Annotated in this window: 14 protein-coding genes, 1 tRNA gene and 1 pseudogene; 9 read left to right on the top strand and 7 right to left on the bottom strand. The window is 65.8% G+C overall.

The window, feature by feature from the left end; all coding sequences use genetic code 11:
- Positions 1 to 18 precede the first annotated feature (18 nt).
- Positions 19 to 990, top strand: a complete 972-nt coding sequence (locus tag ON32_RS18705; RefSeq protein WP_245551145.1) for an ADP-ribosylglycohydrolase family protein — start codon at positions 19 to 21, stop codon at positions 988 to 990.
- 245 nt (positions 991 to 1,235) lie between these two features.
- On the opposite strand, the gene ON32_RS18700 is transcribed toward ON32_RS18705, so the two are convergent.
- The gene (locus ON32_RS18700; RefSeq protein ID WP_217998081.1) at positions 1,236 to 2,825 is read right to left on the bottom strand and encodes an ADP-ribosyltransferase domain-containing protein; all 1,590 of its coding nucleotides are present in this window, start codon (positions 2,823 to 2,825) and stop codon (positions 1,236 to 1,238) included.
- Positions 2,826 to 2,927: 102 nt separating this feature from the next.
- Here ON32_RS18700 and ON32_RS18695 point away from each other — a divergent pair, with 102 nt between their 5' ends.
- A complete protein-coding gene (locus ON32_RS18695; RefSeq protein WP_040792252.1) occupies positions 2,928 to 3,605 on the top strand; it encodes a macro domain-containing protein in 678 nt (225 codons plus the stop codon).
- A gap of 254 nt (positions 3,606 to 3,859) precedes the next feature.
- Positions 3,860 to 4,318, top strand: a complete 459-nt coding sequence (locus ON32_RS18690; protein WP_040792251.1) for a pyridoxamine 5'-phosphate oxidase family protein — start codon at positions 3,860 to 3,862, stop codon at positions 4,316 to 4,318.
- A gap of 215 nt (positions 4,319 to 4,533) precedes the next feature.
- On the opposite strand, the gene ON32_RS18685 is transcribed toward ON32_RS18690, so the two are convergent.
- The 5 genes and pseudogenes from ON32_RS18685 to ON32_RS18670 form a co-directional block, all read right to left on the bottom strand.
- Complete coding sequence (locus tag ON32_RS18685) at positions 4,534 to 7,335, bottom strand: aminotransferase class I/II-fold pyridoxal phosphate-dependent enzyme (protein WP_051133428.1); 2,802 nt, start codon at positions 7,333 to 7,335, stop codon at positions 4,534 to 4,536.
- 218 nt (positions 7,336 to 7,553) lie between these two features.
- Positions 7,554 to 7,952 (bottom strand): winged helix-turn-helix transcriptional regulator, encoded by a 399-nt coding sequence (locus ON32_RS18680; RefSeq protein WP_083874632.1) that lies wholly within the window; start codon positions 7,950 to 7,952, stop codon positions 7,554 to 7,556.
- Between the two features lie 49 nt (positions 7,953 to 8,001).
- Positions 8,002 to 8,205: a hypothetical protein gene (locus tag ON32_RS30170; protein ID WP_245551153.1), complete on the bottom strand. Its 204-nt coding sequence runs from the start codon at positions 8,203 to 8,205 to the stop codon at positions 8,002 to 8,004.
- Between the two features lie 66 nt (positions 8,206 to 8,271).
- Positions 8,272 to 8,451: pseudogene (locus tag ON32_RS30165) on the bottom strand (acyl-CoA dehydrogenase family protein); the annotation flags it as partial.
- Positions 8,452 to 8,647: 196 nt separating this feature from the next.
- On the bottom strand, positions 8,648 to 9,295 hold the full coding sequence (locus ON32_RS18670; protein WP_083874631.1) for a TetR/AcrR family transcriptional regulator: 648 nt from the start codon (positions 9,293 to 9,295) through the stop codon (positions 8,648 to 8,650).
- A gap of 44 nt (positions 9,296 to 9,339) precedes the next feature.
- On the opposite strand from ON32_RS18670, the gene ON32_RS18665 reads away from it, so the two are divergent.
- The 6 genes from ON32_RS18665 (at position 9,340) to ON32_RS18640 (ending at position 14,706) form a co-directional block, all read left to right on the top strand.
- Entirely contained in the window at positions 9,340 to 10,251 is a 912-nt protein-coding gene (locus tag ON32_RS18665) for an oxygenase MpaB family protein (RefSeq protein WP_051133427.1), read from the top strand.
- Between the two features lie 3 nt (positions 10,252 to 10,254).
- The gene (locus tag ON32_RS18660) at positions 10,255 to 11,166 is read left to right on the top strand and encodes an alpha/beta fold hydrolase (RefSeq protein WP_217998080.1); all 912 of its coding nucleotides are present in this window, start codon (positions 10,255 to 10,257) and stop codon (positions 11,164 to 11,166) included.
- 131 nt (positions 11,167 to 11,297) lie between these two features.
- Positions 11,298 to 12,881, top strand: coding sequence for an LVIVD repeat-containing protein (locus ON32_RS18655; RefSeq protein ID WP_245551144.1), 1,584 nt, complete (start codon positions 11,298 to 11,300; stop codon positions 12,879 to 12,881).
- On the top strand, positions 12,878 to 13,516 hold the full coding sequence (locus ON32_RS18650; protein ID WP_040792248.1) for a DUF305 domain-containing protein: 639 nt from the start codon (positions 12,878 to 12,880) through the stop codon (positions 13,514 to 13,516). Before ON32_RS18655 ends, ON32_RS18650 begins: the two co-directional genes overlap by 4 nt.
- A 103-nt stretch (positions 13,517 to 13,619) precedes the next feature.
- The gene (locus ON32_RS18645) at positions 13,620 to 14,354 is read left to right on the top strand and encodes a DUF7873 family protein (RefSeq protein ID WP_040792247.1); all 735 of its coding nucleotides are present in this window, start codon (positions 13,620 to 13,622) and stop codon (positions 14,352 to 14,354) included.
- Positions 14,355 to 14,633: 279 nt separating this feature from the next.
- Positions 14,634 to 14,706: transfer RNA gene (locus tag ON32_RS18640), tRNA-Tyr, on the top strand.
- Between the two features lie 130 nt (positions 14,707 to 14,836).
- On the opposite strand, the gene ON32_RS27210 is transcribed toward ON32_RS18640, so the two are convergent.
- Positions 14,837 to 16,930 carry a serine/threonine-protein kinase gene (locus tag ON32_RS27210; protein WP_083874630.1) on the bottom strand — a complete coding sequence of 698 codons (2,094 nt, stop codon included), beginning with the start codon at positions 16,928 to 16,930 and terminating at the stop codon, positions 14,837 to 14,839.
- Positions 16,931 to 17,251: the final 321 nt, after the last annotated feature.

Genomic DNA, 17,251 nt, shown 5'->3' with positions numbered 1-17,251 from the left:
GCGGCTACCATCGGCGCGGTGTACGTCGACCTGATGCTCGATTCGCTGGATGGGCTGTCGGTGGGGGACGCGCTGGGGGCGGAATTCCCCGTCATGCGCCGGTCGATCTCCGACCTGCGGGCCGGTGATCTCCCGGCCGGACCGTGGGGCTGGACCGACGACACCGAGATGGCCTGCACCGTGGTCGCCGAACTGCACCGGCACGGAGCGGTCGACCAGGATCGGCTGGCCGCCGCATTCGCCCGCCGCTTCGAGTCACACCGTGATTACGGCTTCACGGCAGTGACCATCCTGCGTCGCATCCGGGAAGGCGTGCACTGGCGAGAGGCCGCCGGATCCGCATTCGACAACCAGGGTTCCTGCGGTAACGGCGCGGCCATGCGGGTCGCCCCACTGGGCGCCTATTACGCCGGCGATCCGGAAAAGGCCGCCGCCGAAGCGGTTCGCTCGGCGCAGGTGACGCATCTGCATCCCGAAGGGGTCGCCGGCGCGGTCGCGGTGGCGCTCGCGGCCGCTCGGGCCGCACAGGCGCGCCTGACCGGCACCCGTCCCACGCCGGAGGAATTCGTCACCGACGTCCTCGACCACCTCGACGACGGCGAGACGACCCGACTGATCCGCCGTGCCCGCACCCTGCTCGACGCCCCCGCCGAGCAGGCCGCGAAGGAACTCGGCAACGGCTCCCGGGTGACCGCGCAGGACACGGTGCCGTTCACGATATGGGTCGCGGCGACGCATCTGGACGACTATCCGACCGCGATCACCACATGCATTGCGGCGGACGGGGATATCGACACCACCAGTGCGATCGTCGGTGGGATCGTCGCCGCCCACACCGGCGGCCCATCCGGATCGGCCGCCGGGGTGCCTCACTCCTGGCTCGCCGCGCGGGAACCACTACCCGACTGGTTCGAACACATTCGCCATATGCCAGGTCGGAAAAGTTCCGGACTCGGTCGTTTTCGACGGTGGTTTTCCGGCGCGTCGTGAGGACGGCCGATCGGTCCCGAGGCGGGTGGAGTGGCACAAGGCCGCCTCGGCCTGTCCGGTTGCTGCCCCGCGAGTCTCGGGGCGCGCATGCGAGAATCGGTGCGATGCTCACCGGCTTCAGCCGGGCCGGCCTCACCATGGTGGGTGGATTCTGGCGGGGTCTCGAACACGGGCACGCTCATTCCGTTGAAATCGGGGTGTTCGTGACGTAGCCGGAGACTCCGACATGTGAAGTTCCCGATAGCTCAGGACACGAGGGGCTGTCGATCGGATTCGACCAACTTCACGGTGTACAGCCCGCCGCGTTGGGCCTTGACATCCTTCACCACGAGCTGAGTGCCTGGCAGGAGGATGAATTCCTCTTCGCCGGTGAACGCGGAGAAATCCCGGATACTCACGGCCCGGGCCGGGAACACCTCGAAAAGCGTTCGCCTACCGCGACCGCCGAGGAAGGCCCGCGCCACATGCGGCCGAGACGTGCACGAGGACACACCCCACCAGGTGATGGTCCGACCCAACGGGTACTGCGCGCGCAGGTCCAGTGATACGCCCCGCCACAACGGTTCGCTGCGGGCGGGAAGCCGTGACACCGCCGAGAACAGCAACCGCAGATACGGACGGTAGGGGGCGAGCCTCGACCGGTCCGGGTCCCGCAGCGCGGCGTTGATCTCCCGGTAGAACGCGGACTCGCAGGTGTAGAGGTAGAGTGCGGCGATCGCGTGGGCGGACAGGGTAGTGCCTGTTCGGCTCGCTCGCTCCTCACCGAACTCGTACGCCATCGCGGCGTACCGACCGAGACCGGGCAGCAGGTCGACGACCGGGGCGATGGCCTCCAGGAAACCCATGAGCGGGGTGTCGAACACACCGGTGATCGCGGGAAGGACGAGCCCCTCGTCCTTGACGCTCGAGAGCCGCTCGAGATACAGCTGATGCAGCTCCATGGTGGACGCGATGAACGCTCCCATGCGTTCGGCGGTGTCGTGATCCTTTCCCTCGGTTTTCGTCGTGGGCTCGTTCCACCCGGCGCTCGGCAACCAGTCGATCTCTTCGGCGCCCAGTGCCGCGAGGGCCGCGTTCACCGTGCCGAAATGATTTCCGTCGCAGAAGATATCGCCCTGCGCCGCGGGGTTGGCATGGTCCACATGCCGCACCTCGACCCGGGGATACTTCTTCTGTAGTCGCAGAACAACCTTTTTCAGGTTCCGTGCGTGGACCCCCCACCACGCGAACACGACGCCTCGGTCGGCCTCGTCGGCGTTCTGCTTGGCGCGGAGGATCTCTTCGATGATCCGCTCGACGACCGGACGCCAGAACGCGGTGTGCACATCGGGGCCCAGCGACCCGTCGCTGCTCGCGGTGAGCGCCGCGTTCAACAGCAGCACCCCCTGAGTGAGCATCGCCTGGAACCATTCCGGCGGGCGGACGACCTCGTGCTCCCGCAACAATGCGCGAATATCGGCAATCGGAGTCTTCTTGGGTATGCCGTACTTCCACATCGCCGCTGCCTTGATAATGCAGCGGATGCTGGCAACCCGCCCGAACCGACTGTCCTTCCAGTCGTGGAAGGCGTTGTCGAACATGGCGATACCGGTGGCGCTTTCCGGACGCGGGTACGGGTTCTGACCGAAGACCACGACCTTCCATTTGTGTGGGGGATTGGGCTTGAGCGCCTGGAAGGTCAATTCCCGGACAGGGACAACGTGCGGGCCACGGTTCGGTCCCATGAATACGGCCGCATCGGGCCGAGCCTCGATAACCGGCTTCAGCAATGGAAGCCACGGCTCACCGCCGCCTTCGAACAGTTCGGCAAGTGCCAACGGATCGGTCGTGCTCACCGTCGGCACTATATGTCATCCGTTTCTCTCGGCAAGCGTTCCTGTCGGTGGGGCGCGGTAGCGTCCGCGACCGGTGAAAGTCGTATCCGATTGGAGCAGAACATGAGTGCGGATCGTGGACAGGCATCGCTGCGAGTGGTGTTGAGCGATATCAACCCACGCGTCGTGGAAGCGTGGCAGGCGGCGTTCGCCGACCACCCCGAGATCGAAATCCACTGGGGGTCGATCCTGGACGAACATGTCGATGCCTGGGTCACCCCGACCAACTCCCGCGGGCGGATGGACGGCGGCGTCGACGCGGCCATCAAACGGCACCTCGGGGCCGGAATCCAACTGCGGGTGCAGCGGGCGATCCGCGATCGTTTCGCGGGCAGGCTTCCGATAGGAAGCGCGGTGTGCGTTCCCTCCGGGGCGACCAACCCGAAGTTCCTGATCTCCACGCCCACCATGGAAACGTCCGCGGAGGATGTCAGCGAGACCTTGAATGTGGCCTTGGCGTGTGCCGCCGCGTTCCAGGCGATCCACCAACAGAACGACGAGACGCCGGGCGGCATCGGATCGGTGGCACTGGTCGGTATGGGCGCCCAAACGGGTCGTGTGCCTGCCCGGGTGTGCGCCAACCTGATGTGGACGGGCTATACGTTGTTCCACGACTATCGGTTCGAGAACTACGACGACCTGCGCAATACGATCATCGCGCAACTCGACGACATCGAGAACGCGCCCCACGATCGGCGGGTACGTATCACGCCTCCCCAACGCTGCACGAGCGTCCGCTGAGCGATGGAATCCGAATGGCACGTCCGAACATCGGTGAGAAAGGCCGGTTCGCCGGCCTGTCCGCTCGAATCGGGCGACCGCCCTGTCACCGCAACCCACCGGGTTCCGGAGCTTCAGGACAGTCCGGGGCCCCTCCGCCGACGCCACCACGTTCGTCTCGCGAGCTGTAGTATCTCGTCGACCGAGGCGGACACGGGGATTTGATGCGGCTTTGCCGAACGGAAACATCCGGCACCGAAGGCGGTGGAAGCGTAGTGGACGAACGGGCCCTTTTGGAGGAGTACGTTGCCGGCGGCAAGCTGATGCAGCTTTCCACCATCGATGCGGATGGCGCGCCCCGTGTGTGCAGTGTGTGGTATCTGGCGGAGTTTCGTCCGGATCGTTTGTGGTTCGTTTCTCGACAGGATCGTGAGCATTCCCGCAATATCCGACGGAACCCGTTGGTGGCGGGAGCGATCATGGATATCCCTTTGCACGAGCTCGGGCAGACGGCGCGCGGGGTGTCGTTTTCGGGGCGGGCACACGAGTTGCCCGGTTCGGGAGTGAACGATCGGGCGAAGGCGTTCGTGGCGCGCTGGCCGAACGCGGCTCCGGTGCTGGATGCGATGCCCGAGGGGGCATCTCGTCTGTATGAGATCACGGTAGGTGAGTGGGTATTGTTCGACGAGGAGAATTTCCGGCGCGATCCGCGACGTGTGATTCCCGGACGATAGCCACGCCGGTGTGTGCAGGTCGACGTGAGCCCTCGGGAGGATGTCGCCGGGAGATGATGCTGCAGCAAGATCTGATGATTCCGGATAGCGACCGGTAGGGAGCGGGAAGGGCGCCTGCATCGGTTCCTGACGTCGAGCCTCGGGCACCGCCAGATCCGCCGGTTATCGATGTGGCCTAAATGCGCAGTCGAACAACGGATTCGAGGATCGGAACACTAGGAGATCCCCACCTGGTCGTAGCCCGCCGGTACCTGAGCGGTCTTCGACGCACCGTTGGACGTCACGGCGCCGGTGTGTCGAGCCGCGGCCAACCGAGCGAGCGCCGCCTCGGTGAACACCGACAATCCGAGGTCGGGGTCGTATCCGTGGATCTCCTTGACGTCGAGTTCGGCCAGGAAGTACAGGATCTCTCTCGAAACAACCTGTCCCGGAACAAGTATCGGGAAACCGGGCGGGTAGGGAACGACGAAGGTGGCGGATACCAGTGGCCTGCCCTTGGCGAGCCGTCGCCCGGCCTCGCCGAGCAGGACGTGTTCGCGGTCGGACTCCGCGTACGCGGCGTAGAAGGCCGACCGCATATCCCCGAACGGGCAGGCGATATCGGGACGGAACGCGCGGTCGAATTCGCTGAAATCGGGTAGCGCGGGCAGATCCTGGGTGTATTCGGCGACCCGGCGCCGGTGCAGGGCGCGATCGGCCTTACCGGCCGCGTTCCAGTTGCTGTCGAGGTCGGTGGCCACGCGACGGAGCACATCGAGCAGATAGTGCACGCTCGACCAGGTGACACCGATGGTGAAGATCAACAGCACACTGTTGATCGAGGTCTTGTTGATCTGGATGCCGAACCGGTCCATGAGGATCTTCTCGCGGAACTCGTACCCGTTCATGCCGGTTCTGCCGATGAACAGGGTGACCCGGGTGGGATCGAGCACGAATTGGTCGGAGCGCCACGCCTCGTTCCATTCCGACAGGGCGCCCTGGCGGACCTGCCGGTAGGAGCTGACATCGGGGGAGCGGAACTCGTCGGGCACCAGGTCGTCCTCGTCGAGGATGCGGAACCATCTGCCGATGAGCCGGTCCTTGCGGACGCGGTGCCGGAACACCAGCGCCATATCGTAGACGTGGCGGACCATTTGGAAGCCCTCGATGTCGACCTGTCGTCGCGCCAGGTCCAGTGACGCCAGGAGCTGCTGGTTCGGTGAGGTCGAGGTGTGGGTCAGGAACGCTTCGGCGAATGTCTCGCGCACAAGAGCCCTGAAATCCTGGTCGCGAATGTGGATCATCGACGCCTGCCGCAGCGCCGACAGCGATTTGTGGGTGGAGTGCGTCGCGTATACGCGTACTCGCGCCCGTTGGGGGTCGGGGAGCAGCCGGTGTTCGCTCCACTCGGCGCGGTCGACTTCCCGCATGGCCTCACGCCACCTGCGGTATTCCGCGGCGTACTCGGGCGAGGCCAACATCGTTTCGAGTTGTTCGGCGGCGACCATCGCGGTCCGTTGCCGCGCCCACGGCACCGCGGTCGCGAACGCGTACCATGCCTCGTCCCATAGGAAGCAGATATCCGGTTTGATCGCCAGGACCTCTTCCATCACACGTTGGGGGTGGTAGACGAGGCCGTCGAAAGTGCAGTTGGTCAGCAGCAGCATGCGCACCCGATCCAGTTGCCCGGCCGCCTCGAGGTCCAGGAGTGCTTTCTTGATGGTGTGCAGGGATACGGCGCCGTAGATGGCGAACGGCACCAGCGGGTAGGCGTCCAGGTACATCGGGTATGCCCCGGCCAGCACCAGGCCGTAGTGGTGCGATTTGTGGCAGTTGCGGTCGATCAGGACGATATCGCCCGGTCGGGTCAGGGCCTGTACGACGATCTTGTTCGCGGTGGATGTCCCGTTGGTCACGAAGTATGTGCTATGGGCACACCACGTCTCGGCGGCCTTGTCCATCGCCGCTCGGATCGTGCCGTGCGGGTCCAGGAGCGAGTCCAGCCCGCCGGAAGTGGACGATGTCTCGGCCATGAAGATATTGCGACCGTAGAACTCGCCCATGTCCTGTAGTGACCGGGAGTTGAAGATGCTGGCGCCGCGGGCGACGGGAAGGGCGTGGAACTGGCCGACCGGCGCGGCAGCGTAGGCGCGCAGGGCGTCGAAAAACGGTGTGGCGTAACGGTTTCGTATTCCGGCGAGCACCGTGCTGTACAGGTCGGTGACATCGTTGAGGCGATAGAAGGTGCGATCGTAGACATCGGCCTCGTCGGTTTCCGCGGCGATCGACTCGTCGGTGAGCAGATACAGATCGATATGCGGCCGCAGCTTCCTGATCCATTCGCCGCATTCGATCCAGTCGCGGGTGCGGTCGGTCACGACCACGTCGTCGTTGGCGCCGAGCAACGAGGTCATCACCGGTACCCGGTCGCGGGAACGGAGCGGCAGATCGTGCCGGATGATGGCGGCCTGGATCTCGCCGTTCAACGCGACGGCGGTGATGGCGTCCTCGATGCTCGTCACGACCAGCAGTTCGAACCGCACATCGTCGGCCGGGTCGCGTAGCGCCCGCAGACAGTCCGCCAGGCCTTCGGGGGCCTCGGGTGGGGAGTCGTCACCGAGCAGGACGGTGTAGAACTGTTGTCGTCTGGCCCGTGCCACGAGCTCCTGATCGGCCAATGGCGCGGCGGTGTCGAACAGGGCCGCCCGGTCGCCGTACTCGGAGAGCAGGCGCACGGCCAGCGTCACCTCGTCGGCGAGCCGTGCCGTCGCCAGATCGGCGAGGTATTCGCGAAACTCCGCCAACCTCGTCGCGCCCGGGTACAGCCAGTACCGTTCGTAGGCGCCGAGACGGTCGAGTAGGCGTCGCACCCGAGCGGCTTCGTGGGTGGTGTCCAGTCCGGCATCGTCGACATCGGCGAGTCGACGGCACGCGTCGTCGAGCAGATTCCAGGTGTCGATTCGCGAGTACGACGGGTTCGCCACCGCCGCCAGCGCGGAAACGGAGAGCCCTTTCGGGCGTTCGCCGTCTGGGTGCATATCGTCGGTTCCGCCCTCTCGATCGGTGGGCGAAGTGGTCCGTCGAACGTGGCGGACCACCCTGGAGCTTTCATCCACAAAAAACTCGTCCGCGAGAACCGTTCGCAGGAATATTGTGCTCCGCCGACGATCAAATTCCTAGCCGGTCCGCGAGAAGTCGTGGTGATCCGAGGTCGGCGGCAACGCACCCGAAGCGCCGGCAGAGGTCGGTACCGGCGTTATCGGTGTTCTCGGTCGTAGTGGTGCCGAGCGGTAACGATCTCGGGCGTGTGCTTTCTGATCCAGTCCAGGAACTGCTGCATCGATTCGGTGAGTCCCCGGCCGAGAGGAGTGAGTTCATAGCTGACCCGCGGGGGTGTGGTGGGTGCGACCGTGCGTGCGACGAGTCCGTCCCGAACCAGGGTGCGCAGGGTCTGTGACAGCATCTTCTCGCTGATCCCCTCGATCGCCGCATTCAGTTCGGAGAACCGTCGGGGCCCACCACCCAGCGTGGTCAAGATCAGGATTCCCCAGCGACCGGTGATGTGCTCGAGCACATCACGGGCCGGGCATTTGCTGTTGAATGCGTCACTGATGCCCTTCCAGGCACTACTTTCCGCCTGCGAACCTACTGTCACGTTCGTAGCTTACTTCGAGGTATGTCCTTTCTATCGGAAAGTTCGGTGTCTACGCTGCGGCCATGGTCACGGTCGTATTCGGAGCCAGAGGTAATGTCGGTCGCCATGTCGCGGCGGGCCTGAGTGCGCTGGGCGAGACGGTTCGCCCGACGAGCAGAACACCGGACGCGGTGGGTTCCCGCCGGACACCGAAATCGTCACGGCCGATCTGGAGCGCCCCGAAACCCTGCCCGTCGTCCTCGCCGGTGCGCAACGGGTGTTCCTCTACGCCAAGCCGAAGGGGATCGACGGTTTCGTGGCGGCGGCCGAATCCGCCGGTGTCTCCGATCGACAGGAAGGGTGCCTCGCGCACCAATCGTTCGATCTCGGCTTTCTTGGAGTAGCCGTAGCCGCCGTGGGTACGGAAGGATTCCTGGGTGACCTCGGTGCAGTACTCGGCGGCGAGGAGCTCGGCCGGACCGGCGACGATATCGGTGTGTTCACCGGAGTCCTCGGCGCGGGGGCGCTATCGACGCGGCCGATCTCGACAGCGTCCCTCATGTGCGCGAAGCCGCGGCCCGGCACACCGCCGAGAATATTCTCGCGGCCGGGCGGGCCGAGAGACGGCGATCGACCTTTCGAGCGGTCACTTCCTTCCAGAGCGCTACACCTACCGCGTCGCCCGGCGGCGAAGCGCCTCGTAACGATCGAGAGGCTCAGCGCGTCGGATTGGTGACCAGCGGTGCGATGACGCGGCGGGCCAGATCGCGGGCGGCGGTTTCGTCGTCCGGATCGCAGTCGGCGGGGGGTAGCAGCAGATAGCCCGCCGTGAGTCGAATGATGGCCTCGGCCTGTAGATCGGGGTCGCCGGGTGGTAGGGCGCCCTCGTCCTGTGCCGCCGCGATCCGGCCGGCGACGAACCTGTGGCCGATATCCAGCGGTGACGGGTCGCCGACCGAGAGCATGGCGAGCAGTTCGGCATTGCGCGCGGCGCCGGAACCGTCGGCGAGCAGTCGCCGCCGCAGGCGCAGGCAGGCTACGAAGGCCTCGGCGATCCGGTCGGTGGGGTCGGTGACGGTCAGAAAGGTCGCGGTGATCTCGGCGAGAAAGGAGCGCAGCGTATAGGCGACGGCGGCCTCGAACAGCGCGTCCTTGCTCCGGAACCGGCGGAACAGGGTGGCACGGCTGATACCGGCTCGCGCGGCGACATCGTCCATGGTCGCGGCGCGGGGACCGAGTTCGGTGAGTACGTGTAACGCCGCCTCGTAGATGGGTGCGACGTCGGAGGTGACCGGTGCCGGTGCGAGAACCTTCGCCACGGCGCCACCGAACAGGCTGGTCAGCGTTGCCGAAGAACGGGGCATTCGACCATTGTGGCACCTGAGACTTACGTGCTACTAATAGTCTCATGAGCGAGGGAGTGACTGCCGCGGCAGCGTTGCCGTCGGCGGCCGACGAACCGACACCCCTGGGTCCGGATTCGGTGGTCTGGTCGGTTTTCGGGGAACTGACATTCGTATTGGGCGCCTCGCGCCGGCTGCTCATCGATGTGGCCCACCCAATCGTCGCGACAGGCGTGCGGGAGTTCTCGGTTTTCGAATCCGATCCGTACGGCCGGGCCGAACGCACCCTGGACATGATCATGGGTGTGGTCTATGGGCAGGAGAAAGCCCTGGAAACCGCCCGTGCGCTGCGGAATCTGCACCAGGATTTCAAGGGCCGCAATGCCGACGGCACCCGTTGGAGCGCTCTGAACCCGGAGGCCTTCCACTGGGTGCACGCCAGTCTCGTCCACGGCGTCTACACCCAGCAGAAAGTACTCGGGCGCGGCTGGCGTCCGGGCGAGGTCGAACAGTTCTATCTCGAAATGCGTCGGGTGGGCCGTCTCTACGGCGTCCGCGAACAGGACATGCCGCCCGACTGGTCGGCGTTCTGCGAATGGTTCGACCATATGATCGCCACCCGGCTCGAACGCTCCGATATCACCGACCGGGTGCTCGCCGTGATCGCCGCGCCGAAACCGCCGCCGATGATCCCGGTGCTGCGCCGGCCGCTGGTATGGAATTACACGGTACGCCCGGTCGCGGGACGGGTGCTGACGCTGATCACCGCCGGTCTGCTCACCCCGGAACTGCGGGAATTGCTCGGAGTGCGGTGGAATCGCGGTCGCGCCATGGCCTTCGGTGTGTTGGCCGCGGTCTCCCGCACCGTGCTGCCGCGACTGCCGCGGTTGCTGCGTCAGGTTCCCCAGGCGCGCCGCGCCGTACGGCGCGCACGCCGCACCCCGGCCCCGGCCGCGGTGCCCGCCGTGCAGGAGTAGATCGTGTCCCTTCCGAATCCGCGTGAAACGCGGCAGGTGCGCAGTGCGGACGGCACCCGTCTGCACGTCGAGATCCACGGTCCCGAGGACGCGCCCACCATTGTGCTCACGCACGGGGTGCTGTGCTCGATCGGCTTCTGGCGGCACCAGATCACGGCCCTGCGTGAGGATTACCGTGTGGTGGCCTTCGACCACCGCGGGCACGGACGCAGCGAAGCGGCCCGACGTGGCCGCTACACGATGGACCACCTCGCCGACGATCTGCACGCCGTCCTCGCCGCCACGGTGTCGACCGACCGCCCCGCCGTGCTGGCCGGACATTCCATGGGTGGTATCGCCATTCTGGCCTGGGCGAATCGATATCCCGAGGATATCGCGGCCCGAGCCTGCGCCGTCGCTCTGGTGAACACCACGCCCGGCGAGATCCTGGACAATGTGCGTTTCCTTCGCGGTCCCGACCGGCTGCTCGGTACCCGTCGGCGACTGGCGAAAACCGTGGTTCCCCTGGCCGGTATCCCCATGCCGCGCCGTATGCCGGTGCGGAGACGGTTGTTGACCCAGGTTGCGGTAGGCGCCGCGGCCGCACCGGGTGTGGTCCACGAGTTGGACCGGATCGTCGCCGCCACATCCGCGCGCGGCCGAGGCGGTTACGGGGCGATGCTGGTCGGTCTGGTGACCAACCTCGATCCCGGTGCGCTCACCGTTCCGACTCTGGTCATCGCGGGAAACAAGGACAAGATCACCCCGCCCGAGCGCTCGCGGGTGATCGCCTCGGCGTTGCCGCAACCGATCGAACTCCGTGAACTCGACAGCGGCCACTGCGGCCCGCTGGAATGCGCCGACGAGGTCACGGCCGGCCTGCGGGAATTGATCCGCGGGCACCACAACTCGCTGGGGCAGGGGGAAACGGCCTGAGCGAAACGGACTCTTCGGCCGACGCGGTGCGCGATATCACCGTGGCCGGTGAAGAGGCGGGTGTTCGGTACACGGTCCACCGCGTGCCGAACACCCACTGCGTCACGGTGGCGCGGAGGAAGAGGAGAACAATGTTCCGAGGACGAGACAACGGTGTCGAGGTCCGCCGGACACGCGGTCGGGGTTCCATGGCCGCGCGCGCGGCGTCCGTGGTGGCGGCGGTGGCCGTGCTGGTCGCCGCTTCGGCGGTCGGAAGTGCCGCCCCGCCAACCGGTTTCGACGAGTTCACCGGTGTGTGGCCGACCGCGGTCGATCCGGCGAGCTGCCGACCCGGTGATCGGGTGGAAACCGGCCTCCAGGGCGAGGTACCGCTCGAGGACCGCAGATCCGGGCGCAGCCGGGCCGGCTACAACTGCAATATCGACCTGATCGGGCAGTATCAGGGTCTCGGCGCGGGACCGGTCAGTCCCACATACGAACACTGCGCCTATATCGCCTCGACTTTTCCGACGAATCTGCTCGGCCCCGACGCGGGAGTGCACGTGGTCGACGTCGGCGACCCCGCCCATCCGGTGCGCACCGCCGTGCTGAAGGAACCGGCGATGCTCGGTGGCACCTGGGAATCGTTGAAGGTGCACAAGGGTCGCGGACTGCTCGTCGGCACCGGGGTGGGCCTGATCGAGGGCGCGGGCTACATCTCCATCTACGACATCTCCCAGGACTGCGCACATCCGCGGCTGCTCAACACCACGACCGGTTCGATGTTGAACATGCCGATCCCGATCACCACCCACGAGGGAGATTTCTCCCCGGACGGCAACACCTACTGGGCCTCGGGTATCGCACCGGGATGGGTCAGCGCGGTCGATATCACCGACCCCGCACAGCCGATGGTGGTGTGGAGCGGACTCACCGGGGTCGAAGCGCACGGTATGGGCTTCACCCCCGACGGCAACACCATGTATCTGGCCAATCTGGGCGGGCTCACGATCATCGATGTCTCCGCCGTGCAGAACCGCGCGCCACGCACCGTGATCGGACATCCGTTACCGCACATCGGGCAGAAGTTCTGGACCGACGGGCAGCTGAACCAGCACACCATATATGTCACCTACAACGGTGTGCCGCATATCTTCACCGTCGACGAGGGCGGTTCCGGCGGAGTGAAGCTGATGGATATCGGTGACCGCGCCGCGCCGAAATGGCGTACCAGCGCCAAACTGGCGATCAACCTGCCGCAGCACGCCGATCGTTGGGCTTCCAGCGCCGCGGGTAACGGTGCCTTCGCCTACGACGCGCACTACTGCTCCGTCGATCGAGTGGACAATCCGCAGGCGCTGGCCTGCGGGTGGATCCAGTCCGGTATCCGGGTGTTCGACGTGCGTGACCCGGACCATTTCGAGGAGATCGCCTATTACAACCCGCCCGCGCAAACCGGCAAACATCTGCAACTGCCGAACTCGTTGCACGCCACCCTGGGATCGATCATCGGACCACCCGTCATCGGCACCATCGCGCTGGCGCGGGCGGTCGTCCAGGGACAAACCGGTCTTGCCGGTGTGGTCAACGACCAGAGCCGACTGCTCGGCGGTGATCTGTCCGCCGATTGGTGTCTGTCGCCGCCGGAGTTTCACGGTGACAAGCTGTTCGTGGCCTGTATGGACAACGGGTTCATGGCCTTACAGCTCGATCCCGCGATCTACCCGCCCCGATGAGTACCTCGACTCGACGACGATCGTGGCGCACACCGCTCGTTCTGTTCGCGGTGGCGGTGGTATGTGTGGCGGCCGGCTGGTTCGCGCGCGGTGGTACCGCGCGGAACGAACCGCAGAGTGTCCTGTCCGATGCCGATGTCGCTTTCGCGCAACAGATGTCGGCCCATCACCAGCAGGCGCTGACCATGGTCGACCTGCTCGGACCCGATGCCGCGCGTGAGGTGCGGGCCGTCGCCGATCAGATCCGCACCTCGCAATGGCGGGAGATCGGCACCCTGACCGGTTGGTTGGAATTGGTCGGCGCGCCGATGCAGGCGGTGACCGAGACGGGTGGGCGGCACGACCACGACGGTGCGCACGGCGCCGGTGAACCGAATATGGCGGGTATGGCCTCCGACGAGGAGCTGACCCGGTTGCACCACGCGACCGGCGCCGAGCGTGAGGTGTTGTTCCTCCAGTTGATGATTCGCCATCACCAGGGCGGGGTGGCGATGGCGTCTGCCGCCGCGCAGGCCGGTACGACACCCGCTGTGCGGACGCGTGCACTGTCCATGGTCAACGGTCAGCAGCAGGAAATATCGTCGATGGTGGTGCTGTTGGATCAGCGCGGGGCGCAGGTACTACCGTATCCGTGAGCGGGCCTCCCGATTTCGGCGGGGAATATTTCGGTGGCGGGCGGCGGCGCGGTTCGGTTACGGTGGCCCTCGGTCGCGAGGAGCGGCCGAAGGAGGAAAACCTGTGTCCACCAAGCTGAATCAGATCATCGCCATCGAAAAGGGCGTGAAGTCGCAGGCGAGTGCCGACGTGGCCGCCGCGTACCAGCGGGTGGCCAAAGCCGATCTCCTGTCGGGTATTTCCCGCACCTACCGTCCACTGGACGATATGGGCGAAGAGTTGCCGTCGGAGTCGAAGCGGGTCCAGGTGCGGGCGCGTGAGGTGATCGCCGACGTGAAGAACACCCTGACCCGGCTGTTCGACGTCACCGCGACCAAGGACACCGCCAACTGCTCGGCGAAGGCCGACCTGACGATCGACGGTGTCACCATTGCCCGGGATCTGCCGGTCACCTACCTGCTCTTCCTGGAGAAGCAGTTGAGCGAGCTGAAGAAGTTCGTCGCCCGGCTGCCAACCCTGGACCCGGCCGAGTCGTGGACGTTCGACGAGGTCAGCGACTGCTATGCCACCCAGCCGGCACAGACCGTGCGGACCAAGAAGGTGCCGCGCAACCATGTGCTGGCCCAGGCCACCGACAAGCACCCGGCGCAGGTGGAGGTGTACTACGAGGATGTCGTGGTCGGGCGCTGGACCACCACGAAGTTCTCCGGCGCACTGCCCGCGAAGGAGGTCGGTGATATCACGGAGCGGCTCGGCAAGCTGCTCGACGCGGTGCGCGTGGCTCGGGAGGAGGCGAACTCGACGCCCGTATCGGATGTCGAGCCGGGTCGGGCCATTCTCGGTTACCTGTTCGGTTAGCCGGGACCACGGACTCCCCCTGCGGGGGGATGGAGCACAAGCTGAAACTGAAGCTCAGTTTGACACCGGCAGGCGCTGCCAGAGGCTGCCGTCAAATTCAGATTATTGCTCCAAGCTCACAACTCCATCGATCGCACGATATGTGGGTGTGCGGCAAGACCACCCTGTTATCCGGGTTCGATTCCCGGTGGCGGCTCTTCCTGCCGCTGTGGCGTAATGGCAACGCGCGGGGATACTCACCATGACTCACACTCACGCATTCGGTGATCACGGATGGGGTGGACGATAGCTCATCCGGTAGAGCATCGGACTGTAGATCCGAGGGTGGTGGGTTCAAATCCCACTCGTCTGACAGGAGGGGCCGGGAAGGGTACTCCCGGCCCCTCCGCCTGTTTCGACCTGTGCCGGTTCTTCGTGCCGGACGTCGTATGCGGTGGCGATCGAAGGCCGGGAGAACCGAGTGTCGGGGTATGGATCGCGGATCAGGCGACGGCTGGTTGTCCGCCGACCGCGGAAACCCGCCGCATCTCGACGTTCGCCCGACTTGTCCCGGGGCAGGGAGCGGTTCGGTCGCGGTCCCGGGTGCCCGTCAGGGATTCGATGGGATGGACTCCGCCATCGGACGGGGACAGCTCCCACCGAGAGGTCGTATCGGTGTGCGGATCGTTCGACTCCGCGAAGCAGGGATAAGGATTGCTGTAGTCGGCGCGCCAGGTCCCGCCTTCGCGCACCAGAAGTGGAGCGTAGACCGCACGGGGATCTGTGCGGGGGTCGGTGCGTGGATTCGCTTGGGTCGTGGCGGCGCAGCGGTCACCATCGCGCAGGCAGATGGTGTCGTATCGTTGCCGGACCATATTCGGCGGTGGAGGGGTGGGGGCGTTCGGTGCCGCCGTCGGGGCGATGGTTATGTCGTAGGTGCCGCTGATCAGCGGTCCGGGGCGATCGTCGACGGGGGCGGGGATGGTTCCGGGCGGGACGATGGCGATCTCCGGGTCGACCTCGCCGATCCGGGAAAGTCGCATATCCGCCTCCAGGGTGTATGGGCAGGCCCCACCGGCGAAGGCGAAGTATGTTCCGCTCCACGATGGCTCACCGGGTCGGAATTGGGCCCGCTGCCATAACGGGGCGGTCTGGGGCATACGGGTGATCGGACTGTCGCAATCGGTATTGGGCTCGGGTGCCACCTCCCTGGTGATCACCCATGTACCGTCGCGGTAGTCCGCGACGAACTGCGCCGGGGTTTTCTCCGGTTCGGACGGATTCTGGCTGGTTATCGAGGCCACGCAGCGTTCGTCTGCCGAGGGGCAGTCGGATCGGACCGACCACACCCGGGTGGACGAGGGCTTGTCGTACGGCTTTCCGTTCATGGTTCGGGCCGTGTAGGTGACCTCGTATTTGCCGTCGAAGGCGGGTGTTGCCGCCGGCGTGGGGCGGGTCAGCCGCCACACCCCGGTCATCAGCGCCGCGGCGAGCAATACGACGGCCATGGCCGCCAAGGCTCGGATGACGGGTCGTTTACGCCGCGGTGGGGCGGTGCCGTCTCCTCCCGATCCTCGGTCCTCTCCCGATTCGGCTCGGAGGGACAGTAGACCACGGAGACGCCCGGAAGTCCCGGCGGCGACGGTGGGCTTTTGCCCCGTATTCGGTTCCGTAGGGGGAATCGGCGGCGGTGTGTGGAGCCGATCGGTGGGCTCTCCGCCGTCGGTTTGGGAGGTCGAGACATGGGTGGTGGTGTCGGCGCCACCGGCGACAGCGGCGGGGGCGGTGGTGAGCGCGCGGCCGGCGGCGGTGGCCAGCGCCCCGGCGGTCGGATAGCGCTCGTCCGGGTTCTTCGCCATACCTCGGGCGATGACCTCGTCGAACCCGATCGGCAGATTGAGTCGGCGCAGGCTCGGCGCCGGAGGGTCGGCCGTCAGATGCGCTGCGATCTGCTGTTCGGCGCTATTGCTCGGATAGGGCGGGATTCCGGTCAGGCATTCGCACAGTACGCAGGCGAGAGCGTATACATCGGATCGAGCATCGGCGACGCCTTCGGTGAATCGTTCCGGAGCCATATAGGCCAAGGTGCCGATCATGGTGCTCTTGCTGGTCAACGGGGTGTCGCCGGCCGAGCGGGCGATACCGAAGTCGATCAGATACACGAAGCCGTTGTCGGTGACCAACAGGTTGGACGGTTTGACGTCGCGGTGCACCAGATATTGGGCGTGTGCCGCGTCCAGTGCCGCCGCGGCCTGGGATATCACCGCGACCGCCGTCGCCGGCTGCATGGCACCCTCACGGCTGATCAGGGTTCTCGCGTCGACGCCGTCGATGAGGCGCATGTCGAGGTAGAGGTGCCCATCGATTTCACCGTACCCGTGGATCGGCACCACATGAGGTTCGCGCAGTCGGGCGGTATCGTGCGCCTCGCGGCGGAATCGTTCTCGGAAGTCGGGGTTGGTGGCGCAGTGCTCGGGCAGCAATTTGATCGCCACGACCCGGTCGGTGACGGTGTCATAGGCCCGCCATACCTGGCCCATACCACCCTCACCGATCAATTCCTGTAATCGGTAGCGACCGAATGCTATGCCGTTCACCGACCACCTCCTGCACGGATGGATCGCCTTCGTCGTGAAGGATTGGCACCGTGAAAAGGTCGCTCATCGATGATATCGACCTCGACATCCCCGCGGCATCCCCGCACGACCCTCGACTCCTCGTCCGATAGCGACATGGATTCCGGATACGGAACTCGGATACGGAACTAATGGGCCGCCGCGCGGGCCGTACCGCGCCCGACCGCCGCGACGGGCGGGGGATGCGGCACGACCGCTTCACCTGTGTCGACCATCGCAATTCGTTCGATCATCTTCCGAATCCATCCCGGTGTCGGTGGGGCGCATACATCCCGTTGTCGT

This window comes from Nocardia paucivorans NBRC 100373, assembly GCF_000308675.1.
Classification (GTDB): domain Bacteria; phylum Actinomycetota; class Actinomycetes; order Mycobacteriales; family Mycobacteriaceae; genus Nocardia; species Nocardia paucivorans.
The sequence above is the reverse complement of the archived record's forward strand: the minus strand, read 5'-3'. Positions and strand labels throughout refer to the sequence as shown.